Consider the following 25,507-nt stretch of genomic DNA (forward strand, 5'->3'; position numbering starts at 1 on the left):
ATGAAAATTACACACTCATATCAGGCCTTAATTTAATTCCACCATAACCACTTTTCTTAACTATGAAATGTTGGACTTTAATTTCAAACTCATTTTTCACCAATCTAAAAAAGAAGAGCAGCAATGCTCTTCTTTCAGATTAATCATTTAAAGTTTTTAATAAAGAACATTTATAAATTCAAAAGCAGTAAAAATAAATGATCCAAAAATAATTGTTGCACCTGTTGAAGTAAAATATTCATCAGGGTCGATGATAATAGATGTTTTATACCAACCGTCAACATCAGGTGTCGCTTCACCAGTTGTGCGTGGGGCGAATTTAATATACAGCATGATTAATAGAGAGAAAAGTCCAACAAATGGTGCTGTTGATGAGAAAGACATTTTAAAATAAATTGCAATGATAAAAGAGATAACATAAAAAGCCAAAATCGATAAACTTAACTTTAAAAATTGCTTTAACCAGTATTTCCGTCTATTAAGTGGCTGATCGCGTAATACTTCTTTCATTTTTTGTGCATCTTTGTATTTAAAATACAATCCTACAGGCCATGCAATTAAGAAGCAGATTAGCGTAAACAAAATACATACTAGAAACTTTATACCGAAAGCTGTAATGAATAATGACATATATTCCTCCAAAAGTTGTAAGATTAATTACATTTTATCAAAATATTAACATTAAAAATATTGGGAAAATTTATAATCATAGATTTACGAAATTGTAATTTTGTTGAACTAAACGAAGGTCATACATGCAACTAATATTTCTTTACAAGGACTTTCTATTTTTCGATTGATGTCAGAAAATATATAATTAATGAATAATAGTAATTAATTGAGGTGGAAAAATGAAAAACATTACTGTATATCACTATGATGCCTTTAGTAAAATACCTAATAAAGGAAATCCAGCTGGGGTTGTTTTAGATGGAGATTTTCTGACGGAGAGCGAAATGCAAGATATTGCAAAACAAGTAGGATTTAATGAAACTTCTTTTCTCTTAAAATCCGATGTTGCTGATTTTAAAATACGTTATTTTACACCGGGCCATGAAATGGATTTATGTGGGCACGGAACAATGGCTGTAATATATGCGTTAGTTACAAAAGGAATAATTGAATTTAAAAATGCATTAACAATTGAAACAAGAGCTGGAATTTTACCAATTACGATTTGTCAGTCTAATAGTGAAATTTCTATTACAATGCAACAAAAAGCTCCAGAGTTTGAAGAATTCAATGGATCTTTAGATGAGTTAGCATCTTCAATCGGTATTAGTGTAGAGGAAATTGATTTAAGCTTACCAGTTTTATATGGAAGCACTGGTGCTTGGAACCTACTTTTACCAATTAAAAAATTGTCTTCGTTTGATAAAATGAAGCCTAATAATCGATTATTTCCTAGTATATTAAGTGAAATTCCGAAAGCGTCTGTACATCCTTTTTGTTTAGAAACATATGATTCAAATGCAGATTTCCATGCACGTCATTTTTCTTCGGGATTTTCAGGTACAATGGAAGATCCAGTTACAGGAACTGCCTCTGGCATTATGGGAGCGTATTATGCTAAATATATTAATAAAGGTGTAAATGATGAAATTGAATTAGTTGTTGAACAAGGTACAGAAATCGAGAAAGACGGACGTGTAAAAGTAAAAGTTAAAAAAGTTAATTCGAATTATGAAGTAGAAATTACTGGAGATGCTGTTTACGTGAAAGAGATGCAATTTCAAATATAACCAAGAAAGGGAGAATAGAATGTTATTAAATGATGAATTTTATGGGCAATACAAAATAGATCAAGTACTTGTGGAATTAATAAATACGAAACCTATTCAACGATTAAAGAATATACATCAAGCTGGCGCTACTTATTTAGTGGATAATCGTTTTAATGGTACTCGTTACGATCATTCAATCGGGGTGATGCTGCTAATAAAGAGGCTAGGAGGTTCTGTAGAGGAACAAATAGCTGGTTTATTACATGACGTATCCCATACGGCATTTTCTCATGTTATTGATTTTGTTTTCGATATAAATGAAGAAAATTATCATGAAACAATTTTTGAAAAAGTCATTTTAAACTCTGAAATCCCTTCCATACTTCAAAAATATGCTATTGATATTCAAGTGATTTTTGACATAGACAGATGGGAACTACTTGAAAAAGAGCTACCAAAGCTATGTGCAGATCGAATAGATTACACACTAAGAGATATGTATCATTATTTCGGAACACCTAAAAATGAAATAGAAGCATTTTTAAATTCTTTAATTATTGTAAATGGAGAAATCTGTGTAAACTCGATTGAAATGGCAGAGTGGTTTACAGAAATTTACTATAAGCTCGCTATCGATTATTTTTTAGGTCCAATCAGTATCTATTCTTACGATTCACTTGCAAAGATTATAAAACTTGCATTAAATAAAGCGGTTATTAGTTTGGATGATTTATTATTAGACGATATGCAGTTTATAAAATTAATTCAAGGGAGCAATGATCGTGAAATTTTAGCGTTAATTAATCGTTTAAATGCAAAAGTTGAGCTTGAAGAGAATGAACAAGATTATGACGTTCATAGAAAAGGGAAAAAAAGGATAATTGATCTATCTGTTTCGCTAGACGGGAAAACTGTCCAACAATCCTCTCTTTTATCTATTAAAATTGCAAAAATGAATAGAAAAGCCATTGAAAAATCGGCAAAGGGTACTTTCGTAAAAGTTAAACAGATAAAGTAACTAATTGATAAATTAGGGGGAATTCTATTGAAATCTGAGCTACATCTTATGGAAATGCATAGTAAAGTATTATTTAAACACAATGAAAAAGGTAAAATAACACATATTAATGAACCACCATATGACATAGCGCCAAGATTTTATATAGGAAGTACAAGGGAAGGAAATGTGATCAAGTATTTAGATAGTCTAAACAAAGAGGACCTAAGTATATTGGAGAATGTCTTAAATGAAAATTCAAGTATACCTTTCGTAAATATCCTACAAATTTTAAGTAAAAATAATCAGATAGACGATCTATGGATTGGGCCAGCATATGTATTTGAACGAGTTAGTGCAGTATCACCAAAGGCAGTAAAAATTAACAATTCAAATAAACAATGTTTACTTCCAAACTTCCCTTATACATATGAAGAGTTAGAATTAAAGGAACCTTGTTATGCCATTATTGAGAATAATATTGCCGTTTCAATTTGTTGCAGTGCAAGGCAAACTGGCGAAGCTTCCGAGGCAAGTGTATATACACTTGCGGATTTTCGTGGAAAAGAATATGGGGTAATCGTTTCAAAAGCATGGGCTGCGGACATTCAAAGTCAGGGACGAACAGCATTATATAGTACATCGTGGGATAATTACGCATCACAAGCAGTCGCAAGAAAATTAAAATTAGTACATTATGGAACGGATATTCATTTTAGTTAAATAGTTTAATAAGTTTTGAAGCATTACTTTTAAAAATGAAGTAGTGCTTTTTAGTGTATTATTATTCGAATGCTTATATAATTAATAAATCATATGTAAACAGTGCGTATTAAATTTATTTGAAAGAAGGATAAGAATGGATCAATATTCGGTTAAACAGGCAAGTTTTTTAATATTAGTAACTTTAGCTGGAATTATTAGTTCCGTTGTATTACATATTTCTCTAGTATTTGGAATTTTACCTGGGCTAATTTTTTTACTCATTTTAAGTTTAAAAAGGGGATATAAAGTTAGACGTATAATGAGGTTAAGCTATCAAGGAGTCGGTAAAGTTAAAATAGTACTTTTTATTTTATTCTTAATTAGTTTTTTGCTTCCTTCTTGGTATTTATCAGGGACGATTACTTCAATGGTTTCTATTACATTGCAAGCAATTAATCCACATCATTTTTTTGTGTTTTGTTTTCTAACGACGATGATTTTTTCAATGATTTTAGGATCATCGATTGGAACATTAAGTGCTTTAGGGGTGCCACTTATTAGTAGTGCGATATTACTACATATTCCAGTTGAAATTTCTGCAGGGGCGGTTATTTCAGGGGCATTTGTAGGTGATCGAACTTCACCATTTTCAAGTGCACATCAACTTTTAGCTAATATTCTTGAAACGACTGTAAAAAAACAAGGTAAAGCTATGCTCTTTACATCAATTACTGCCGTGATTGTCACAATCCTATTTTTTAGCATAATGGATTTACAATTTGCTAAAGACATTACAGAAGCTCATCATGCAATCGTGAGCAATAAGAATGTATCGTTCATACAATTTATACCACCAGTATTATTAGTTGTACTCGTTTTATTTAGAATTAATATTATTTATTCTTACGTGATTAGTATATTATCAGGTAGTTTAATAGCATTATTTAATGGAATTTCGTTTAGTAAAATTGTAAATTCTTTTTGGCAAGGGATCGAAGGGCTTGGTGGAGGACTAAGTCATATGTATAGTTTATTACTATTTATTGCCATAGCAGGGGTTTATAATGCTTTATTGGAGGAACTCAATATTATTCAGCCGATGCTAGATAAATGGCTTCAAACCTCAACTTCAATGATATCTGATTCACTGAAAACGATTGGCGCAACAGCCGTCATATGTGTCATTGCAGGAAACCAAACGATGCCAATTATATTAACGGGTCGATCTTTTTTAGTCCATTGGTCAAATAAATATAATAAAGAAGAATTGGCACGGCTAATGGCAGACACGACTCTATTATTTCCAGCGATGATTCCTTGGAATGTTCTTGCGATCATGAGCGGTACTGTCATTAATATGAAATTACATCAGTATTTACCATATGCAATCTTTTTATGGCTCTTACCATGTCTAACGATCTTCACCAATTTATTTAAAAAAGTAAAGACATATGAAACTAAGTATGAAGCTAGTTCTTGATAAAAAGATTAAAAATAGGATGTCCCAATTTTGGGCATCCTCATTTTTTTTTATAGAGTGTAATTGAAAGAAGAGACGTTTATAAAAAAGTTGGAGTGCAAATAAGGGGGATGGATGTGCAATTAAGATTGTAAAACGTGCAAATAAGCAGTCAGAAACTGCAAATAATGGCCGAACTGCAAATAAAAATAGAGAGTCTGCAAATAAAATTGGTAAAACTGCAATTAAATTACCTAGAATACGAAATTAGATGGGATAATACCTATACCGGTTATGGTATTTAGCCGAAATAATTATTCAAAAGCATCTGCACAAATATAGGAATTTAATATATTTACTCTATTTCTTTCTATACCAACTAAAAAAGTGAGGCAATCTACTAAATCTCTATAAATGGTGACCGTAACTTCAACGCGAATTGAAAAATACCACTAATATACCCCTAATTTAAATTGATGACACTTATACATACATCTAAAATTGCTTCTTGATCTAAAAAAAGCCGCCTATTTGTCAGTTATGCTGACTAGTAGGACGGCCTCTTTTTTTATATTGCATTAGTCGCATTTAATTCCTTTAATTGTCTAACAGTAATGCTATATTTTGTACGAATAGCCTCTAATTCCATAATTGCGACATCAATGTATTCGGTTTCGGCATAAATAAAATTAGTTTCTTTCAGTTCTAATAGTCTTTGTAAGCTTCGTAATTCATTATGTAAAAGTTGAGAAGGTGTTTCATCAATTAATTTGTTTTTCGTAAAAAGTTGAAAGAATGATTTCAATTTCACATTATTTTTTTTAGTTGTTTTTTGTTCTTGAATCATTATTAATTTTGACATTCAGTTATCCTCCCTAAATATAGAAAATATCTATTATTTGAAGACATAGAGCTTGTCCAACTTAATAAAATTTAAAGAAACATCACATTAGCTTGTTCTAAATCATATTACTGTTTTGGTAAAAATATTCTTAAATTTTTTTGTTTTTTTCAATGAAATGATGTAAAAGAAAATTACTTGGTTTAAAAGTGAGAGGATTTAGAAAAGCTTTAAGTGTATTTAAAGTTTAACGTTATGCGTCATTCTGATACACTTATGACACATAAAGATTTCCTTTATGCAAAATGAATTTGAAATAAGAGAGGTAAAGATATTATGGAAAAAGTTGAAGTTGGTCAAATTCTAACACTTAGTTATGAAGAAGGAGACGAGCAAGATTACGAAGTATTAGGTTCAATTACGATTGAGGAATCAGAATACATAGCTGTAGGATTATTAGAGGATGTTGAACAAGCAAGTGAAGAGGCAATGGACGTTTACTTTTTAAGAGTTGCAGAAGACGGAGAGTTTTATGACATTGAAACAGAAGAAGAGTTTGAAAAAGTTTCTGCTGCTTTTGATGAAGTTTTAAGATAATAAGGGCATGATTAGGGGGCAATTACTTAAATTCACATGAATGTGAATTTTGTATTGCTTTTCGTTTGGAATAATACGCTAAAATTCCTAAACCCTATAAAAAAGAACACTTGTAGAATCATACTAAGTGTTCTTTTTTTGTATGTTTATGTAATAATTTGTAGGATTTATTAAAATTATGGAGTACAAACTATCAATTTTTCGGTATACTAGGCTATAGCAATTATTTTAGGAGGAAGTTATGAGATTTTCATTTAAAAATTACGCTTTCCCTTTGATTTTACTAAGTTGTATCATCATTGGTTCAGTCATCGGTTATAAATTTCCAAGCGCAGGAGTTGCCCTTAAACCAATTGGCGATTTCTTTTTAAACTTACTATTCGTAGTCGTTGTACCGCTTGTATTTTTCTCAGTTGCATCAAGTTTTGCAAATGGTGGAGGAGAAAGATTCGGTAAGATTATTCGTAATATGTCAGGGGTATTTTTATTTACTGGTATTGTTGCTGCGATCATCATGCTGGTAGTATTGAAAATTTATCCACCTGCACATGGTGTTCATATTCCATTAGTTAAGCCAGATTCAACTGAAAAAGTATCTGTAGCAGAGCAAATTGTAAATACATTTACAGTTAATGATTTCTCTGGTTTATTTTCAAGAAGTAATATGTTAGCAATTATCGTATTTGCTGTATTAGTTGGACTAGCTACAAATAAAGCTGGCGATAAAGCTGATATTGTAAAGAAATTATTATCAAGCGGTAATACAGTGATCATGAATATGGTTAACTACATTATGTATCTTGCACCTTTAGGACTTGGATCATATTTTGCATATCTTGTTCCAACATATGGTGAGCAATTACTAGGTTCATATAAACGAGTATTTATTTTATATTATGTAACTGCTATTCTATTCTTTTTTATTTTTTATAGTATTGTTGCTTATATGGCCGGTGGTAGTAAAGGATTTAAAATTTATTGGAAAAATGTATGGCCATCAACATTTACGTCGTTAGGAACTTGTAGTAGTGCAGCAACGATTCCAACAAATTTTGAAAATGCTGAAAAAATGGGTGTATCTAAAAATGTAAGTGAAGCTGTCATTCCTATAGCTAGTGCACTTCACAAAGATGGCTCAGTTATGGGTGGCGTAGTAAAAATTGCCTTTGCCTTTGGCGTATTTGGTATGAATTTTTCAGGCTTAAATATTTATCTTGTAACGATCGGTATTGCATTATTAGTTGGTATGGTAATGGGAGCAATCCCGAATGGTGGAATGATTGGAGAAATGTTAATTCTTTCATTATTTGGATTGCCAATCGAATCTTTACCAATTCTTGCCGCAATAAGTGCGCTAATTGATCCACCTGCAACTATGTTAAATGCAACAGGTGATTTATCTGTTAGTATGTTAATTGAGAGATTAACTAACGGCAAAAAAGCCGCATAATGTTTCAATGAAAAGATAGTAAGGTTAATGTCCTTATTATCTTTTTTTCTTTTTATCAGGTTAGAAAAACAACGGGTGTACCTTTATTTACAAAGGATGTAAGGGAAGTAGAAGGTACAACTTATTTTTGGCAACTCACTGAATATAGGGAGTTGCTTTTTTTCGTTTCACAAAACAAAATTCCTATTTTGGATAAGATAAAAATTAGTGCAAGTGACCTTTTAAATACAGTTTGCTTTTCCAAAATAATTTATTAGATTTTTACTAAATTTTGGTAAAAATGGTTTTAACAAGTTTCAAGATAATATAAAGCGCTTGCATTTTTATTTCAAAAAAAATATAATACTTGTATACAAGTACACTAGTATAGAATGAGGGTAAAAAAATGAAAGATTTAGAGCAAAGTTTATATCCTGCAAAATGGCTATCAAAAGCTTCAGCTGGTGATCGTGTAACGTATGAATTAAGAATGCAGATAATTTCTGGACTGATTGAAAGCGGTACCAAGTTATCGGAAAATAAATTGGCTGCTGATTTTAATGTGAGCCGTTCTCCAATTAGAGAAGCTTTAAAAACACTAGCAACTGAAAACTTGATTCGATTAGAAAGAATGGGTGCAGTTGTTGTTGGATTAACTGAAAAAGAAATAGAAGAAATTTATGATGTCCGTTTACTTATTGAAACGTTTGTATTTGAACGGTTAGTAAAATTAGATACGAAAGAATTGGTTAAGGAACTGAGGAAAATTCTTGAAATGATGAAAATCGCCATTAAATTTCAAGATGCTGATGAGTTTTCACTTCAAGATGTTATATTCCATGAAACAATCATTCGAGCAATTAATCATTCATATATCATGATGATCTGGAATAATGCAAAACCGGTAATGGAAGCGTTTATTCTATTATCAATGAGAGTACGTTTCCAGGAACAGTACGAAGACTTTCCACGAATCGTTGAAAATCATCAGCTATATATTGATGCGATTGATACAAAGAATAGAGATCTTATGATCCAATCCTTACATCAAAACTTTGATGATGTTCAAGGAAAAGTAGAGGATCTTTGGAAATCTCAACAAATGTTTTCAAAAGGAGTACAAGAATAATGACAAACTATATGTTAGGTTTAGATATTGGTACCACAAGCACAAAAGCCGTTTTATTTAGTGAAACTGGCGAAGTTATACAGCAAGAGAATATAGGATACCCACTCTACACACCTGATATTTCAACAGCAGAACAAGACCCGGAAGAAATCTTTTCCGCTGTCGTGCAGGGGATTACGAGAATAGTGAAGCAACAGCCTCAAAAAGAGATTTTATTTATATCTTTTAGTAGTGCAATGCATAGCTTAATAGCTATGGATGAAAATGATCAACCATTAACGGCTTGTATTACATGGGCTGATAATCGAAGTGAGTCTTGGACACGGAAAATTAATGAAGAATTAAATGGTTTAGAAGTTTATAAACGAACAGGAACTCCAATTCATCCGATGTCCCCTTTAAGCAAGATTACGTGGATTGTAAATGATCGACCAGAGATTGCTAACAAAGCGAAAAAATATATTGGGATTAAAGAATATATATTTAAAAAATTCTTTGACCAATATGTTGTAGATCATTCTCTTGCCTCAGCTATGGGAATGATGAATCTTAAAACACTGGATTGGGATGATGAAGCGTTACAAATCGCAGGAATCACACCTGACCAATTATCTAGACTAGTACCTACTACAGAGATCTTTACAAACTGTAATCCTAATCTAGCTAAACAAATGGGGATTGATCCACAAACACCATTTGTAATTGGGGCAAGTGATGGAGTTCTTTCGAATCTTGGTGTGAATGCGATTCGAAAAGGAGAAATTGCAGTCACAATTGGGACGAGTGGAGCGATTCGAACGATTATTGATCGTCCACAAACTGATGAAAAAGGTCGAATATTTTGCTACGCATTAACGGAAAAACATTGGGTAATTGGTGGACCAGTTAACAATGGTGGAATGGTTTTACGCTGGATTCGTGATGAGTTTGCGGCTTCAGAGGTTGAAACAGCGAAAAGACTAGGCATTGATCCATATGAAGTATTAACAAAAATTGCTGAGGGTGTAAGGCCAGGAGCTGATGGTTTGTTATTCCATCCATACTTAGCGGGTGAACGTGCACCATTATGGAATCCTGACGTTCGAGGCTCTTTCTTCGGATTAACGATGGCACATAAGAAGGAACACATGATTCGAGCGGCACTTGAAGGTGTTATATACAATTTATACACAGTATTTTTAGCTTTAATTGAATGCATGGATGGACCAGTGTCAAAAATCCAAGCAACTGGTGGATTCGCAAGGTCCAATGAATGGCGTCAAATGATGTCCGATATTTTTGACTTAGAAGTGCTAGTACCAGAAAGCTATGAAAGTTCATGTCTAGGAGCTTGTATTTTAGGTCTATATGCAACAGGCAAGATTGAATCATTTGAAATCGTTTCTGAGATGGTTGGTAATACCCACAGACACACACCTAATGAAGATGCAGTGAAAGAATATAGAGAGTTATTGCCAATTTTCATTAGTTTATCGAGAGTGTTAGAAAAAGATTATAGCAAAATTGCTAATTATCAAAGAGGATTAATTAATAAAAAAAATTAGAGTAATTGGGGGAATAACAATGCCACTAGTTATAGTAGGGATAGGAATTGTAGCATTACTGATCTTAATCATGGGTTTAAGATTAAATACATTTGTTTCATTAATCATTGTTTCATTTGGCGTAGCTCTAGCCCTTGGGATGAAGTTAGATGATGTTGTTACGACAATTGAAACTGGATTAGGTGGAACACTTGGACATTTAGCATTAATCTTCGGACTAGGAGCGATGCTTGGTAAGTTGATTGCAGATTCTGGGGGAGCCCAACGTATTGCAATGACTCTTGTAGATAAATTTGGTGAAAAAAATATTCAGTGGGCAGTAGTTGCTGCTTCATTCATAATTGGTATCGCTTTATTTTTCGAAGTAGGGTTAGTACTATTAATTCCAATCGTATTTGCAATTTCAAAACAATTAAAAGTTTCTATTTTGTATCTTGGAATACCGATGGCTGCAGCTCTATCTGTTACGCACGGTTTTTTACCTCCACACCCGGGTCCGACTGTAATTGCTGGAGAATATAAAGCAAATATTGGTGAAGTATTACTTTACGGAATAATCATTTCGATTCCAACTGTTTTTATCGCTGGTCCTTTATTCACAAAAATTGCTAAAAAATTGGTTCCAGCATCATTTGAGAAAACAGGGAATATTGCTTCTTTAGGTGAACAAAAAGTCTTTAAACTTGAAGATACTCCAGGATTCGGAATTAGTGTATTTACTGCAATGCTTCCAGTAATTTTAATGTCAATTGCTACAATTATTACTTTACTTCAAAAAACAATTGGATTTGAAGATAATAAAGCACTAGCAATTATTCGCTTTATTGGTAATGCATCTCCTGCAATGGTGATTTCATTATTAGTGGCAATTTATACAATGGGATTGGCAAGGAAAATACCAATTAAAGAAGTGATGGATTCTTGTTCTACAGCAATTTCACATATTGGTATGATGCTTTTAATTATTGGAGGTGGCGGTGCCTTCAAACAAGTTCTAATTAGTGGTGGCGTAGGTGACTATGTAGCTGAATTATTTAAAGGAACATCTTTGTCACCAATTATCCTAGCTTGGCTTATTGCAGCAATTTTACGAATTTCATTAGGATCGGCAACTGTTGCGGCATTAACTACTTCTGGATTAGTGATTCCAATGTTAGGAACAACTGATGTAAATCTTGCGTTAGTTGTACTTGCTACAGGAGCAGGTAGCTTAATTGCATCACATGTTAACGATGCAGGTTTCTGGATGTTTAAAGAATATTTCGGATTAAGTATGAAAGAAACGTTCGCAACGTGGACATTATTAGAAACAATCATTTCGGTATGCGGATTAGGCTTTACTTTATTACTAAGTTTATTCGTCTAGTGTATATTTCGATAAGTTAGAAGGAATTTGATTCAAATAAAAATACAAAAATCCACAAGGACGTAAATAACCTTGTGGATTTTCTGCATATTAAGAGGCTTTTTAAGATCGCCGCTAATTCTTATTTTAAATTTTCAGGGTTTAATCCTTTTAATTCATCGATTACGAATAGACCGTCTTTACGGATTAATACGTCGTCGAAATAAATTTCTCCTCCGCCGTATTCAGGACGTTGGATACAAACCATATCCCAGTGGATATTTGAGTTGTTGCCATTGTATGCTTCATCATAAGCTTGACCTGGCGTAAAGTGGAAACTTCCATCGATTTTTTCATCGAATAAAATGTCTCCCATTGGGTGTAAGATGTATGGGTTTACACCAATTGCGAATTCACCGATAAAACGTGCACCTTCATCTGTATCAAAGATTTTGTTGATACGCTCAGTATCATTAGCTGTTGCTTCAACAATTTTACCATCTTTGAATTTAAGTTGAACATTTTCAAATGTAAAACCATTTTGAGGAGATGGCGTGTTATAAGAAAGTGTACCATTTACTGAATCACGAACTGGTGCTGTAAATACTTCACCATCAGGAATATTCATTTCACCAGCACATTTAATAGCTGGGATATCTTTGATTGAGAATGTAAGGTCAGTTCCAGGACCTTTAAGTTGTACTTTATCAGTACGGTTCATTAAATCAACTAGAGCATCCATTGCTTTGTCCATTTTACCGTAATCTAAATTACATACGTTGAAATAGAAATCTTCAAACGCTTCAGTGCTCATTTTTGCAGATTGAGCCATTGAATCAGTTGGGAAACGTAGTACTACCCATCTCGTTTTTGGAACTCGAATTTCTCTATGTACTTTTTGACCTACAGTTTTACCATGGATTTTAGTTTTTTCACTAGGCACATCAGAAAGTTCGTTAATATTAACACCTGAACGTAATCCGATATAAGCATCCATATCCTTCATTACATTTGCTTCGTATTCTGCAACTTTATTAAAGTGCTCTTCAGTAGCACCCATTAATAATGCGCGATCTACTTTATGATCTTTAATTGATACGAAAGGAAAGCCGCCAGCAGCATATGCTTCTTTAACTAAAGCTGTAACTAATTCAGTTTCAAGCTTAAAGTTTTCAATTAAGATTTTTTCTCCTGGTTGTAATTTTACTGAGTAATTGATTAAGTTTTTAGCTAATTTTGAAATACGTGGATCTTTCATTGAAAATTCCCTCCAATAATTATAACTATATACCTATTGTAAACTATTTAGTCAGTTTTGTTTACTATAGTATTCTTTTTTTACAAAAGAATTTGAAAACTTGTTTATCGACTAGTTTAGTGTTTGGTAAAATTTGTAGTATAATACGAAATAAGTGATGAAATTTATGGAAGTCCATGATGGAAAGGGGTTTTTCGAATGAGTATAATTTCAGTTAGTGCATTAATTGCAGCGATTGCATTTGTGATCTTAGTTGTTTTTATTAGTCGTACTTTATTCCGACTTGAAAAAGTGTTTAGAGGAGTAGAATCAACTATTGCTGAGACACAAAAAGATTTACATAATGTATGTGTAGAAGCCGTTCAGTTAGTACATACTTCGAATCATTTAGCGAATAAAGCGAAAATTTTTGTGAATAATTCTAATGAACTTACGAAAGATATGCGTGAACGTGCAAAATCCCTTGATGTATTAGCTAAGTCAGTTGAAGAAGTTGGAGTTACAATTTCAGAAATGAACGAAAGAGTACGAGATACTGCCAATAATGTATCAAATACTGTAAAAGTTAGTACAGAAAAAATGTCCCAAGTTATGAACTGGGGAACAACAGCATTGGATTTATGGGAAAAGTATAAAACGAAGCGTGAGGGAAAAAAGAAAAATGGTAAATCGAATATCAACGATTCAACAATTTGATGAGCTAGTGAACAACGAAGAAAAATTTGTGTTTTTAAAGCATAGTACAACTTGCCCGATTAGTCATGCAGCTTATACTGAATTTTTAGCATTTGCTTCAGCGTATGAAAGTGTACCACTATACTATTTACAAGTTCAAGATGACAGAGAGCTATCAAATTATATAGCTGAGAAGACTGCTTTAAAACATGAGTCACCTCAATTATTTATTTTTGAAAATGGAAAAGTAGTTTACAATACATCTCATTTTTCGATTAAGAAGGATGAAATTGAAAAAGCATTATTAAAAAAATAACAAAAAACTGCACCTTAAATTTTAATTTAAGGTGCAGTTTTTATTTATAAATAGAACTAGAGATTATAAATCTTTCTTACTATGTAGTTTAGACAAATTCTCAAGTACTTTTACCGATTGGATAACTTGAAATTACTCTACATCAAAACCAGCAGCTTTCCACGCTGCAGTTCCACCATCGATATAAGCCACATCAGTGAAACCCATTTTTTTAAGTAAATATGCTCCTAATGCTGCTTGACCTCCTGCACCACATGTTACAAGAACTGGGCGATTTCGATCTGCTAATTTAGGTTCGCGTAAGTGTTCTGGTAACTCTAGGTCCGCACGGATTGGTAACATACCAAGTGAGATATTCATGCTACTTGGAATTAAACCACATGCACCTGCATCGGCAGCATCTTGTACATCAATGACAAATGTCTCTGGATTCGAATTAATTTTTTCACGAGCATCAGCTGAACTAATTCCTTGTACATTCTCACGTGCTTCTGAAACCATTTGTTTAAAAGTAATTGCCATTTTTATTCCTCCAGTATAATAAATTGGATATTCCTAAAATTGGAAATCTCAACTATACAATACAATGAAAAGGATGTGTAATTCAAATTGAGGGAGCGGATTATACGAATTGCAAAGATGAGATTGAAAAGAGAAAGGTAATTCAAAACAAGGGAAATTAAGTTATTTGCAGAAATAGTTATAGTTAAATTATTTTTACATATTTAATTAGAAAGTTGAAAGAAGGAATATTGATGCCAGAAACATATAAATTTAAATCATCTAATCAGCTTTTGCATGCTTCTTATAGTAACGAGTATGAGCCTATACAAATCATTCGTTCTGTTGATTCAATCGAGTTTGACACTATTGATATCGGATGGGGGTTTACGAATCAAAATGGTGAAAGAGTAAGATTCGAGTCAAGGGAGAATGAGAAAGACTGGGGTCACCCTATGATTGGGCCTTTTTATGTAGAAGGTGCAAAGCCAGGGATGACACTTGAAATTAAAATAAATGAATTAAAAGCTGATTGGTACGGATGGAATTGTGCCGGTGGAAAAGGAAGTTGGCAAAACGATGCATTAGGTATTTCTGGAGTGCCCGAAGTAACACTTAATTGGTTAATTAATAATGAAAACAATATAGCAAAGACAAAAATTAAAGACCTAGAAGTTACAGTACCATTAGTTCCATTTTTAGGTGTTCTTGGCACTGCACCTTCTGAAACTGGAGTTCATTCAACAATTCCACCTAGATATTGTGGTGGAAATATTGACTGCAAGGAGTTGGTAGAAGGAAGTACACTTTACTTACCAATCGCTGTAGAAGGAGCACTTTTTTCCGCAGGTGATGGTCACGCAGCACAGGGTGATGGAGAGGTATCAGGCCAGGCAATCGAAGCACCTTTTGAAAAAGTAAATCTTACTCTTACAGTTAGGGAAGATTTGAATATTACGATGCCACGCGCTAATACACCAGCAGGTTGGATTACTTTTGGATTTGATGAAGATTTAAATAAAGCAACCGTAACAGCATTAAATGGGATGGCCATGTTAATTCAAGAGCTTTACGGAATCGAAAAGACCGAGGCAGTTGCATTAGCAAGTGTATGTGTTGATTTGAGAATTACTCAAATTGTAAATCATGTGAAGGGTGTTCATGCCGTATTACCTCATAATATTAATATCACTGCAATAAAAAAATACGAATAGTTAAATTGGAGGTTAGTAAAATGCCTTTTTGTACTATAAATAATATAGACATTAACTATGAAATTAAAGGAGAAGGTAAACCAATAGTAATGATTCATGGGTTTACACCAGACTTAAGATTAATGGAAGGCTGTATGGAACCTATTTTTACGAAAAGAAATGGTTATAAAAGGATTTACTTTAATCTTCCGGGTATGGGAAAAACAAAGGGCGGAGTAAACGTTAATACGACAGATGATATGCTGAACATTGTATTAGAGTTCATTGACACTATAATTCCGGGTCAATCGTTTTTATTAGCCGGAGAGTCTTACGGGGGCTATTTAGCGCGAGGAATTATTGCTAATAGACCGGAAAGAATTGAAGGTGCTGCATTTATTTGTCCGATGATTATTCCAGAATTTGAAAAAAGGTCGCTTCCTAGTCATGAAATAATAGTAGAAGATAAAAATTTTATAGAGCAATTAAATGAATATGAAGTAGAGGAATTTCGTTCAAACAATGTTGTTTTAGATGAAAAAACTTGGGAGCGTTATAAAAACGAGATTGTGAGTGGGTGTTCAATTGCGGATCAGGAATTCTTATCTAAAATAAAGAATCATTACGGTTTTTCTTACGAAATCGATAAGTTTAAGTTAAATGCGCCTAGTTTATTTTTATTAGGACGACAAGATTCAGTTGTTGGATTTAAAGACGCATTGAACATACTAGAAAATTATCCTAGAGCAACATTTGTGGTCTTAGATAAAGCTGGTCATAATCTTCAAATTGAGCAAGAAAATTTATTTAACTCATTGATCAATGAATGGTTAGATAGAGTGCTAAACATAGAAGGACCTATTATTATAAAGGATTAATTTGAACATACTTTTAGGAAGGGTTAACTAGATAACTCTTCCTTTTTTATTTGGATTGCAAGTATTCTCAATTAAAATACAAAATATTCATTAAAAAAACATTTTATCAAAATAATGCTCATGTTTTGATTAGCTTTCAATAAAGTGTCATAATAACAAATGAGATATTGGTATTTGCAAGGAGGATTTAAATTGAATAACAATGATTTAGAACTATTAAGAAGTGAAATCGACGAGATTAATCATCAAATATTTGAGTTATTAAATAAAAGAGGCGAAATTGCTAAGAAAATTGGAGTTGCAAAAATAGATCAAGGCGTTAAGCGCTATGACCCAGTTAGGGAACGAAAAATGCTTGATCATATAGCAGAAATTAATGAGGGTCCTTTTAGTACAGCAACACTCCAGCACATATTTAAAGAAATTTTTAAAAGTAGTTTGGAGCTTCAAGAAGAAGATGACAAAAAAGTACTACTTGTTTCAAGAAAAAGAAAATCAGAAAACACTATTGTAAATGTAAATGGTGTTAATATTGGTGATGGAAGTCCAATTATCATCGCAGGTCCATGCGCAGTTGAAAGCTATGAACAAGTTGATTCTGTTGCTAAAGTATTAAAAGAGCAAGGCATAAAAATTATGCGCGGTGGAGCATTTAAACCGCGAACTTCTCCTTATGATTTCCAAGGACTCGGAGAAGAGGGCCTGAAGATTTTAAAAGAGGTTGGCCAAAACCATAGTTTAGCAATTATTAGTGAAATAGTAAGCCCAGAGCATATTGAAATGGCATTAGATTATGTTGATATCATTCAAATCGGCGCAAGAAATATGCAGAACTTTGAATTGTTAAAAGCAGCAGGTTCTGTAAATAAACCAATTTTATTAAAAAGAGGTTTATCAGCGACAATAGAAGAATTCATTTATGCGGCTGAGTATATTATGTCAGAAGGCAATCAAGAAATAATTCTATGCGAGCGTGGCATAAGAACTTATGAAAAAGCTACTAGAAATACATTAGATATAACAGCTGTTCCAATTTTAAAACAAGAAACACATTTACCAGTTTTAGTGGATGTAACTCATTCAACTGGAAGAAGAGACTTACTAATACCTGCAGCGAAAGCGGGACTAGCGATTGGTGCTGATGGTATTATGGCAGAGGTTCATCCTGATCCTGCTACTGCTTTAAGTGACTCATCGCAGCAAATGAATTTTGATCAATTTGACCAATTTATGTCTGAAGTTAATTCATTCATAAATCGATAATCAACATAAAAGCGCTGGCTGAACAAAATCAGTCGGCGCTTTTTGAATAATTTGTGAACGTTTGTTTTAAATTAGCAGTATATAGTGATAAACTACGAATAATTTACATTTTTTACTAATAGGTCTATTGAACGAATATTCGTTTCACTATAAGATAGAATGAAGCACTATTTTTGTGGAATATTACGTTTTATGACTATTTTACTTAAATAAAAACAAACTACATAATAGATAGAATAAAATAGAGGAGTGATGAAAATGACGGTTACCATTTATGACGTGGCACGTGAGGCAAACGTTTCCATGGCTACAGTTTCACGAGTAGTTAATGGCAATCCAAATGTTAAGCCTACAACACGCAAAAAAGTAAATGAAGCGATCAGTCGTTTAGGATATAGACCAAATGCAGTAGCAAGAGGGCTAGCAAGTAAAAAAACAACAACAGTAGGAGTAATTATTCCGGATATTTCAAATACGTTTTATGCAGAACTTGCTCGAGGTATTGAAGATATCGCAACAATGTACAAATACAATATTATTTTAAGTAACTCAGATGAGAATATAGAAAAAGAAATTACATTAATCAATAATATGTTAGCAAAGCAAGTTGACGGAATTTTATTTATTGGTGGTACAATTACCGATATTCATAAAGAAGAGTACGAAAAAGCTGGCGTTCCAATCGTATTAGCAACTACATTCGATGAATCGAGTAAAATTCCATCAGTAAATATTGACTATGCACAAGGTGCTTTTGATGCAGTAGATTATTTAATTAAAAAAGGTCATCAAAAAGTAGCATTCGTAAACGGTCCAACAGAAACCAATATTATCGGACAAAGTAAGTTAGAAGGATACAAACGTGCCTTACAAGAAAATGGAATTGAATTCGATGAGAATTTAGTTACGTATGGTGATAACTCATATGAATCTGGAAGTGAAGCATTTGAATCATTCCATGAACGTAACATAATTCCAAGCGCAATTTTCGTCGCATCTGATGAAATGGCAATTGGTGTAATCCACAGTGCTCAAGACCACGGTATTCTAGTTCCAAATAACCTAGAGGTAATCGGTTTTGATAATACAAGACTTGCACTAATGGTTCGACCAAAATTATCATCTGTTGCACAACCAATGTATGATATTGGTGCAGTTGCAATGAGATTATTGACGAAGTATATGAATAAAGAGACGGTGGAAGACAATACAGTTATCCTTCCTCATCATCTTCAAATTCGCCAATCAACAAAGTAAAATATTGAAAAGCTTAGGATTAAATGGTCCTGGGCTTTTTTTGTTTTTATTGAAATCTTAATTTTGGTGGGGGAATTTAGCTTGAGCTATTTTAATGAGGATAGAGTAGTTTGGAATAATTGAAGTTGGTTGGAAATAAAGGAAGAGTAATTGCGATCTAACAAAGGTGTGCAATAAAATCTGAGAATCGCAAATAAAATTGAAGAAACTGCAATTATGACGATCAGAATCGTAAATAAGGAGAAGAATACGGTTAAGGCATTTCTAGACGGTTTTATCCAAAAGATGGTCTTTATAAAATTAAAACTAGCGAATTTGCTCTCATTCCACCTAAAATCACTCCAGATTTGAATTAAAATCTAGTAATGAAGGAGAAAAATCCTTCTTAAAACAAAACACGCCGTCGAGTTACTCCCTCTGACAGCGTGTAACATTTAAATAAATGGTTTCTTTTGTTGAATGTGTAATGGCTCAAGTGCACGGTACAATATTTGTTCGTTATATTCTTCGATTTCCTTTTTTCTTGGGATGGGTTTTACGATTGATGGGTCGTCTGACCATGTTGTGGGTAACTTAACATTAGCAATTTTCTGCCATTTTTCAAGCCAATTATCCGGTATTAGTTCGGAAGTTGGTTGCTGATTTGTCATCGCTAGCCATACTTGTGACCAGGCTCTTGGTACTACTCTCCAGTAATCGTATCCTCCGCCAGCAACTGCAATCCATCTTCCGTTGCAATATTTATGGGCGATTTCGTGTGCTATTTTTGGGATTTCTTCAAATGTTTTCATTGTTGTACAGAGATGTGTTAATGGATCGTAACAGTGTGAATCAGAGCCATTTTGTGTGAGAATAACATCTGGTTTAAAGTATTGTGCTATATCAGATAAAGCTTTTTTATAGCTTGATAGGAATGAATCGTCTTCAGTGAATGCGTCAATTGGGAGATTAAATGAGTAACCAAATCCTTTGCCTTGTCCTCTTTCGGTTACAGCACCTGTCCCAGGGAACAAATATCTACCGGTTTCATGGATGGACAATGTGCAAACAGTTGGATCATCGTAAAATGCCCATTGAACTCCATCGCCATGGTGTGCGTCTGTATCTACATATAGAACTTTTAAGCCGTACTTTTTTTGTATGTATTTGATCGCGATGGCACAATCGTTATAAACGCAAAAACCAGAGGCTTTTCGTTTAAAACCGTGATGGAGCCCACCACCCAAATTAAAAGCATGATTAGATTTACCTTCTAAAACTGCGTCAACGGCAGTTAGTGTTCCACCAACAATTAATGAGCTAGCTTCGTGCATATTTTTAAAAATTGGTGTATCTTCAGTGCCTAATCCAAATTGTTCAGCGATATTAGCATTAACCGGTTCGCGGCTTGCTTTTTTTACTTGTTCAATAAATTGTAAATCATGAAAAAGAAGAAGTTCTTCATCTGTTGCTAATCTTGGTGGAATAATATCGTATTCATTTAATAGATTACTAGATTTTAATAATTCATAAACTAATTGTGAGCGAATCGGGTTAAATGGATGTTTTTCGTTGAACTGATATGCATGGTATTCTTCGCTATAAACTAAATAGGCATCCTTTTTCATCATGATTCACTCTCTTCATTTGGCCAAAGGATTTTATATCCTTCAGTTTTTAAAGTTTGAATGATTGTGATGGGGTTCATTGTCTGTATTCTAAATACAAGAACTTTATGATTAGTTTCCTTTGCAGGATAAACTAAGACACTTACGATATTAATATTTTCTCTTGAAAATACGTTTACTACATCACTTAAAATACCTGGATGGTCGTGGACTAAGATTTCAATTTGGGAGCTAGGCTGATATGCTCCTGTTAACGTTACTAATGTATGTAATACATCGATTTCAGTAACGACTCCTATTAATTTTCCGCTAGATACCACTGGTAAACAGCCTATTTTATATTGATAGAAATAGGTTGCTACCTCTTCTACAAAGTCTATTGGACTGCAAGTTATGACATTAGTCGTCATAATTTTTTCAACTTGTACTTCAAGAACAGTCGAACTGGCTTGTTGAAATAATGTCGAAGGTAAAGCATCTCGGACATCACGATCAGAAATGATTCCAACTACTTGTTTGTCGTCATTAATAATTGGAATATGACGAACTTCTCCTGTACGAAAAATCGTAACTGCATCACCGATTGTATTTTCCTTTTTTAACGTAATGTTTGAACTGCGCATGATATCTTGAATAAGCATTCGATTAAATCCTACCTTTCGAGATTAAAGTTCAATTAGTACATATATCTTTGTAAAAAGCGTAAAGCGTCAAACGCTTGAATTTGTTCAGTTGTTACTCGTTTTCCAATTCTAACCATTAAACAGTTTGCTGGATGTGAACAGATTTCAGGATCATCAGTTGCAAATTGAATCAGTCCACCCGCATTCATCATTTTTTCCATCATTTTTCGATATTCCCATACATTTAATCCTGTGCCTTTTAAATCCCAATGCCAATAATACTCAGTTGTGATAATAATATAATCTTCCATTGCATCATCTAGCATCGATAGAATAAGCATGTTTTTGGCAACCGAAAAACCTCGGAATTCAGGTATTACCTCAATTGCACCAAGCTCAATTAAATTTTTTAATGTAGTTTTCGACCATCTTTCTAGTGGGTCTGGATATAAATATGTTACGTATCCTACGATTGTTTGATTAAGTCTAGCAATGATTATTCTTGCTTCAGGTAAACTAGCAATTTCAACAACTGCTTTATGTTGTTGTTCGGGTTGTCTAAAAGAAGTTAAGTTTTCATGAAAATGGTATGTTTTAAGTAAGGCAGACTCGACTGGTCCTTCTATAACTAACTCACCATGCTCAGTTTGAATCGTTTTTGAAAAATATTTTTTTGGGTGATCCAATGTATCTCACTCCCTGTAGAATACACCTTTTTTTATATCATACTAAAAAATGCAGAAAAGACATACAGGAAAAAAATCAGTAGATGTCTAATAGTAAATAATGTCTAATTTATTAAAAATACTGAAAATTTAATCTTATCAATGTATAATGATAGTAGAGAATATCAAGGAGGGATTTATATGAAAGTGGAAGCGCTTCCTGTGAAAAACGGGCAATTTAATTTAAAAAACTATGAGGAAACTTATAAAAATTTTAAATGGGAAGATGTTGAAAAAGAGTTTTCTTGGTATACAACACAAAAGTATAATGTAGCTTTCGAGGCGATTGATCGTCATGCAAATTCTGATCGTAAAGATAAAGTTGCATTGTATTACAAAGATGATAAGAGAAATGAAAAATATACTTTTGAAGAAATGAAAAATAATTCAAACAAAGCTGCTAATGTGTTAAAGCAATTCGGTGATGTTGAAAAAGGTGACCGAGTATTTATCTTTATGCCTCGTCAACCTGAATTATATTTTGCTCTTTTAGGAGCTTTAAAATTAGGTGCTATTGTTGGACCTTTGTTTGAAGCATTTATGGAAGGTGCAGTAAAGGATCGTTTAGAAGATAGTGAAGCTAAGGTATTAGTAACAACGCCTGAATTATTATCACGTGTACCAGTTAATGATTTACCTGCTTTAAAAACAATCTTCCTTATCGGTGATGATATTGAAGAAGGTGGTAAATTTGTAGATTTCAAAACTCGTTATAAAGAGGCAAAAACGGATTTTGAGATTACTTGGTTAAACCGTCATGATGGTTTAATTTTACATTATACTTCTGGTTCAACTGGCAAACCAAAGGGAGTTCTTCATGTTCAACAAGCAATGATCCAACACTATCAAACTGGTAAATGGGTGACGGATCTACAAAAAGATGATGTTTATTGGTGTACAGCGGATCCAGGTTGGGTAACTGGTACTTCATATGGTATTTTTGGGCCATGGTTAAATGGTGCTTCTAACGTCATATTAGGTGGTCGTTTCAGTCCAGACGCTTGGTATGAAACAATTCAAGAATTTGGCGTAACGGTTTGGTACAGCGCACCTACAGCTTTCCGCATGCTTATGGGTGCAGGAGAAGATTCTATTAAGAAATATGATTTAAGCTCTCTTCGTCATATTTTAAGCGTTGGTGAGCCTTTAAATCCTGAGGTAGTACGTTGGGGTGCGAAAGTATTTAATTTACGCATTCATGATAACTGGTGGATGACAGAAACTGGAGCTTCACTAATCTGTAACTATCCATGTATGCCAATTCGCCCAGGTTCAATGGGTAAACCATTCCCTGGCATTGAAGCAGCTATTGTCGATAATAATGGTAATGAAGTTGCTCCTTATACAATGGGGAATCTAGCGATTAAAAAAGGTTGGCCATCGATGATGAATACAATTTGGAATAATGAAGCTAAATTCCAGTCGTATTTCTTGAATGATGAGTGGTATGTTTCAGGTGATTCAGCTTATATGGATGAGGATGGATATTTCTGGTTCCAAGGACGAGTGGATGATGTAATTATGACTTCTGGTGAGCGAGTAGGTCCATTTGAAGTAGAAAGTAAGCTTGTTGAGCATCCTGCAATTGCAGAAGCAGGTGTAATCGGCATTCCAGACCCTGTACGTGGTGAAATCATTAAAGCATTTGTTGCTTTAAGGGATGGTTATGTTGCTTCAGACGAACTGAAGGAAGAAATCCGTAATTTTGTAAAGTTAGGATTAGCAGCACATGCGGCACCTAGACAAATTGAATTCCGAGATAAATTACCAAAAACTCGAAGCGGAAAAATTATGCGAAGAGTATTGAAAGCTTGGGAGTTAGATCTTCCAACAGGTGACTTATCAACTATGGAAGATTAATAAAGAAAACTCGCCGATTGGCGAGCCTTTAGGCGAAGACAGAGGGGTAGTTGCACTTATACTTAATTTCTAAAATTGGAAACTACGTCGTTTTTTCTTCTCCGCTGCCAATTTATACTTTCTTAATGTGCAAAAAAACCATTGGAAAATTTTCCAATGGTTTTTTGTTGCTTAAAATTTCCGGTCGGAGCCACCGCCACCGGAACTTCCGCCGCCACCGCCTCTGTTGCCGCCACCGCCTGATGAATTTAAAAGAGCCGGTAATAAATTTATGATGAAGTAAGTAAGTACTCCATTGAAAAACATCATATCAATGATGATGATTACGATCACAACCGCAATGATAATGAAAACTTTTAAATTATCCCATAACGTACTAGTTTTAGAATGACCAGTTTGATCAGAGCCATTTAAAATAACAGTATACAATGATTTGTATGTGTTCGTTATTGCGAGAGACTCCTCACCTTTTTTTAAATATGGAATGGCACTTTGGTCGAGTATTTTGCCAGTGCGGATATCTGTTACAACGCCTTCTAAACCATACCCAACTTCAATTCTTATTTCTCTGTCTTTTTTGGCATAAAGCAGAAGAACACCGTTGTTTTTCTTTTTATTACCTAATCCGTATTTGCGAAATGCTGTATTAGCATATTCTTTAATATCATTTCCCTCTAAACTTGGAATTGTTAAAACTGCCAGTTGAGCGGAAGTAGTATCTTCTAATTTTCTTCCTAATTGAATGAGCGTTTGTGTATCTTCTCTGTTAAGAACATTTGCATAATCTTGTACATAAATGTCACCTACTTGAGAGGGTATTTTAATTTCAGCACTCGCTCCAGTTGCAAAGGAAAATAGAAATCCTATTAGGAAGATTGATGAGAGAAATTTTCTCATTTATTACCATCGCCACTAAAATCAACTTCTGGTGTAGCTTTATCTTTTTCAGATACTTCAAAGTAATCCTTCTTCTCAAAACCAAACATTCCAGCTACAAGTACACCTGGGAATTTTTTAATTTTTTGATTGTAATCAGTTACAGCATCATTATAGTCTTTACGAGCAACAGCTAATCGATTTTCTGTTCCTTCTAAGCTATCCATTAAAGCTTGGAAATTTTGATTTGATTTTAAATCAGGATAGTTTTCTACAACTACTAATAATCTACTAAGAGCTCCAGACAATTCTTGGTCAGCTTTACTTTTTTCAGCTGTCGTTTGTGCGCCAGCTAATTTTGCACGTGCATCCGTTACAGAAGCAATCACATCTTTTTCTTGTGTTGCATATCCTTTTACTGTATTTACTAAGTTTGGTATTAAATCTGAACGACGTTTAAGTTGATTATCGACTTGAGACATTTTATTTGTTACAGTCTCTTCTTTTGTAACAAAGCCATTATAGCTACCAACACCCATAAGGACAAGAACTACTACAATAATTAAAGCAATCCACATACCTTTATTTTTCAAGTAAAAACACTCCATTTCCAAAATATGTATTTTTAAAGATGTTAATATTAATATTTAACCATATTATTTGATTTAAAGCATTTTTATTCAAAAATTGCATGACAATTTATAT

The 25,507-nt window shown here is 33.5% G+C and carries 25 protein-coding genes; 16 read left to right on the plus strand and 9 right to left on the minus strand.

Features of this window, described 5'->3' with window-relative positions; translation table 11 throughout:
- Positions 1 to 156: 156 nt before the first annotated feature.
- Positions 157 to 630: a hypothetical protein gene (locus ACFCYN_RS06120; RefSeq protein WP_375948186.1), complete on the minus strand. Its 474-nt coding sequence runs from the start codon at positions 628 to 630 to the stop codon at positions 157 to 159.
- 221 nt (positions 631 to 851) lie between these two features.
- On the opposite strand from ACFCYN_RS06120, the gene ACFCYN_RS06125 reads away from it, so the two are divergent.
- The 4 genes from ACFCYN_RS06125 (at position 852) to ACFCYN_RS06140 (ending at position 4,906) form a co-directional block, all read left to right on the plus strand.
- On the plus strand, positions 852 to 1,742 hold the full coding sequence (locus ACFCYN_RS06125) for a PhzF family phenazine biosynthesis protein (protein ID WP_375948188.1): 891 nt from the start codon (positions 852 to 854) through the stop codon (positions 1,740 to 1,742).
- 19 nt (positions 1,743 to 1,761) lie between these two features.
- On the plus strand, positions 1,762 to 2,742 hold the full coding sequence (locus ACFCYN_RS06130; RefSeq protein WP_375948190.1) for an HD domain-containing protein: 981 nt from the start codon (positions 1,762 to 1,764) through the stop codon (positions 2,740 to 2,742).
- Between the two features lie 27 nt (positions 2,743 to 2,769).
- Positions 2,770 to 3,444 (plus strand): GNAT family N-acetyltransferase, encoded by a 675-nt coding sequence (locus tag ACFCYN_RS06135; protein ID WP_375948192.1) that lies wholly within the window; start codon positions 2,770 to 2,772, stop codon positions 3,442 to 3,444.
- Between the two features lie 136 nt (positions 3,445 to 3,580).
- Positions 3,581 to 4,906 carry a Na+/H+ antiporter NhaC family protein gene (locus ACFCYN_RS06140; protein ID WP_375948194.1) on the plus strand — a complete coding sequence of 442 codons (1,326 nt, stop codon included), beginning with the start codon at positions 3,581 to 3,583 and terminating at the stop codon, positions 4,904 to 4,906.
- A gap of 547 nt (positions 4,907 to 5,453) precedes the next feature.
- Here the strand turns inward: ACFCYN_RS06140 and ACFCYN_RS06145 are convergent.
- Positions 5,454 to 5,747 (minus strand): hypothetical protein, encoded by a 294-nt coding sequence (locus tag ACFCYN_RS06145; RefSeq protein WP_172447212.1) that lies wholly within the window; start codon positions 5,745 to 5,747, stop codon positions 5,454 to 5,456.
- A gap of 315 nt (positions 5,748 to 6,062) precedes the next feature.
- On the opposite strand from ACFCYN_RS06145, the gene ACFCYN_RS06150 reads away from it, so the two are divergent.
- The 5 genes from ACFCYN_RS06150 (at position 6,063) to ACFCYN_RS06170 (ending at position 11,791) form a co-directional block, all read left to right on the plus strand.
- On the plus strand, positions 6,063 to 6,323 hold the full coding sequence (locus tag ACFCYN_RS06150) for a DUF1292 domain-containing protein (protein ID WP_375948196.1): 261 nt from the start codon (positions 6,063 to 6,065) through the stop codon (positions 6,321 to 6,323).
- Positions 6,324 to 6,564: 241 nt separating this feature from the next.
- Positions 6,565 to 7,773, plus strand: a complete 1,209-nt coding sequence (locus ACFCYN_RS06155) for a dicarboxylate/amino acid:cation symporter (protein WP_375948198.1) — start codon at positions 6,565 to 6,567, stop codon at positions 7,771 to 7,773.
- Positions 7,774 to 8,158: 385 nt separating this feature from the next.
- Positions 8,159 to 8,881, plus strand: coding sequence for a GntR family transcriptional regulator (locus tag ACFCYN_RS06160; RefSeq protein WP_172447215.1), 723 nt, complete (start codon positions 8,159 to 8,161; stop codon positions 8,879 to 8,881).
- Positions 8,881 to 10,425 carry a gluconokinase gene (gene gntK, locus ACFCYN_RS06165; RefSeq protein WP_375948201.1) on the plus strand — a complete coding sequence of 515 codons (1,545 nt, stop codon included), beginning with the start codon at positions 8,881 to 8,883 and terminating at the stop codon, positions 10,423 to 10,425. The genes ACFCYN_RS06160 and gntK overlap by 1 nt, the downstream gene beginning before the upstream one ends.
- A 19-nt stretch (positions 10,426 to 10,444) precedes the next feature.
- A complete protein-coding gene (locus ACFCYN_RS06170) occupies positions 10,445 to 11,791 on the plus strand; it encodes a GntP family permease (RefSeq protein ID WP_172447217.1) in 1,347 nt (448 codons plus the stop codon).
- Between the two features lie 121 nt (positions 11,792 to 11,912).
- On the opposite strand, the gene ACFCYN_RS06175 is transcribed toward ACFCYN_RS06170, so the two are convergent.
- The gene (locus tag ACFCYN_RS06175) at positions 11,913 to 13,028 is read right to left on the minus strand and encodes an aminopeptidase (protein ID WP_172447218.1); all 1,116 of its coding nucleotides are present in this window, start codon (positions 13,026 to 13,028) and stop codon (positions 11,913 to 11,915) included.
- Between the two features lie 198 nt (positions 13,029 to 13,226).
- On the opposite strand from ACFCYN_RS06175, the gene ACFCYN_RS06180 reads away from it, so the two are divergent.
- A complete protein-coding gene (locus ACFCYN_RS06180) occupies positions 13,227 to 13,724 on the plus strand; it encodes a DUF948 domain-containing protein (RefSeq protein ID WP_375948204.1) in 498 nt (165 codons plus the stop codon).
- Positions 13,690 to 14,019, plus strand: coding sequence for a bacillithiol system redox-active protein YtxJ (ytxJ, locus tag ACFCYN_RS06185; RefSeq protein ID WP_172447220.1), 330 nt, complete (start codon positions 13,690 to 13,692; stop codon positions 14,017 to 14,019). Before ACFCYN_RS06180 ends, ytxJ begins: the two co-directional genes overlap by 35 nt.
- A gap of 132 nt (positions 14,020 to 14,151) precedes the next feature.
- Here the strand turns inward: ytxJ and ACFCYN_RS06190 are convergent, their stop codons facing one another.
- On the minus strand, positions 14,152 to 14,541 hold the full coding sequence (locus tag ACFCYN_RS06190; protein ID WP_172447221.1) for a rhodanese-like domain-containing protein: 390 nt from the start codon (positions 14,539 to 14,541) through the stop codon (positions 14,152 to 14,154).
- A 233-nt stretch (positions 14,542 to 14,774) separates the two neighbouring features.
- On the opposite strand from ACFCYN_RS06190, the gene ACFCYN_RS06195 reads away from it, so the two are divergent.
- The 4 genes from ACFCYN_RS06195 to ccpA all read left to right on the plus strand — a co-directional run bounded on the left by ACFCYN_RS06195 (position 14,775) and on the right by ccpA (position 19,111).
- On the plus strand, positions 14,775 to 15,734 hold the full coding sequence (locus ACFCYN_RS06195) for an acetamidase/formamidase family protein (protein WP_375948205.1): 960 nt from the start codon (positions 14,775 to 14,777) through the stop codon (positions 15,732 to 15,734).
- 20 nt (positions 15,735 to 15,754) lie between these two features.
- Positions 15,755 to 16,591 carry an alpha/beta fold hydrolase gene (locus ACFCYN_RS06200; protein WP_375948207.1) on the plus strand — a complete coding sequence of 279 codons (837 nt, stop codon included), beginning with the start codon at positions 15,755 to 15,757 and terminating at the stop codon, positions 16,589 to 16,591.
- A gap of 192 nt (positions 16,592 to 16,783) precedes the next feature.
- Positions 16,784 to 17,854: a bifunctional 3-deoxy-7-phosphoheptulonate synthase/chorismate mutase gene (locus tag ACFCYN_RS06205; protein ID WP_375948209.1), complete on the plus strand. Its 1,071-nt coding sequence runs from the start codon at positions 16,784 to 16,786 to the stop codon at positions 17,852 to 17,854.
- Positions 17,855 to 18,112: 258 nt separating this feature from the next.
- A complete protein-coding gene (gene ccpA / locus ACFCYN_RS06210) occupies positions 18,113 to 19,111 on the plus strand; it encodes a catabolite control protein A (protein WP_375948210.1) in 999 nt (332 codons plus the stop codon).
- Positions 19,112 to 19,545: 434 nt separating this feature from the next.
- Here the strand turns inward: ccpA and ACFCYN_RS06215 are convergent, their stop codons facing one another.
- From ACFCYN_RS06215 to ACFCYN_RS06225, 3 genes are read right to left on the minus strand one after another with little or no spacing between them, the layout of a single operon-like run.
- The gene (locus ACFCYN_RS06215) at positions 19,546 to 20,718 is read right to left on the minus strand and encodes an acetoin utilization protein AcuC (protein WP_172447800.1); all 1,173 of its coding nucleotides are present in this window, start codon (positions 20,716 to 20,718) and stop codon (positions 19,546 to 19,548) included.
- Complete coding sequence (locus ACFCYN_RS06220; RefSeq protein ID WP_375948212.1) at positions 20,718 to 21,359, minus strand: acetoin utilization AcuB family protein; 642 nt, start codon at positions 21,357 to 21,359, stop codon at positions 20,718 to 20,720. The genes ACFCYN_RS06215 and ACFCYN_RS06220 overlap by 1 nt, the downstream gene beginning before the upstream one ends.
- A 35-nt stretch (positions 21,360 to 21,394) precedes the next feature.
- A complete protein-coding gene (locus ACFCYN_RS06225) occupies positions 21,395 to 22,027 on the minus strand; it encodes a GNAT family N-acetyltransferase (RefSeq protein ID WP_172447227.1) in 633 nt (210 codons plus the stop codon).
- 180 nt (positions 22,028 to 22,207) lie between these two features.
- On the opposite strand from ACFCYN_RS06225, the gene acsA reads away from it, so the two are divergent.
- Positions 22,208 to 23,926, plus strand: coding sequence for an acetate--CoA ligase (gene acsA, locus ACFCYN_RS06230; protein ID WP_172447228.1), 1,719 nt, complete (start codon positions 22,208 to 22,210; stop codon positions 23,924 to 23,926).
- A gap of 171 nt (positions 23,927 to 24,097) precedes the next feature.
- On the opposite strand, the gene ACFCYN_RS06235 is transcribed toward acsA, so the two are convergent.
- Both ACFCYN_RS06235 and ACFCYN_RS06240 read right to left on the minus strand, forming a co-directional pair.
- Entirely contained in the window at positions 24,098 to 24,823 is a 726-nt protein-coding gene (locus ACFCYN_RS06235) for a TPM domain-containing protein (protein WP_172447229.1), read from the minus strand.
- Positions 24,820 to 25,395, minus strand: coding sequence for a LemA family protein (locus ACFCYN_RS06240; RefSeq protein WP_172447230.1), 576 nt, complete (start codon positions 25,393 to 25,395; stop codon positions 24,820 to 24,822). Before ACFCYN_RS06240 ends, ACFCYN_RS06235 begins: the two co-directional genes overlap by 4 nt.
- Positions 25,396 to 25,507 lie beyond the last annotated feature (112 nt).

Source organism: Gottfriedia sp. NPDC056225 (assembly GCF_042267765.1).
In the GTDB taxonomy this organism is placed as follows: Bacteria; Bacillota; Bacilli; order Bacillales; family Bacillaceae_G; genus Gottfriedia.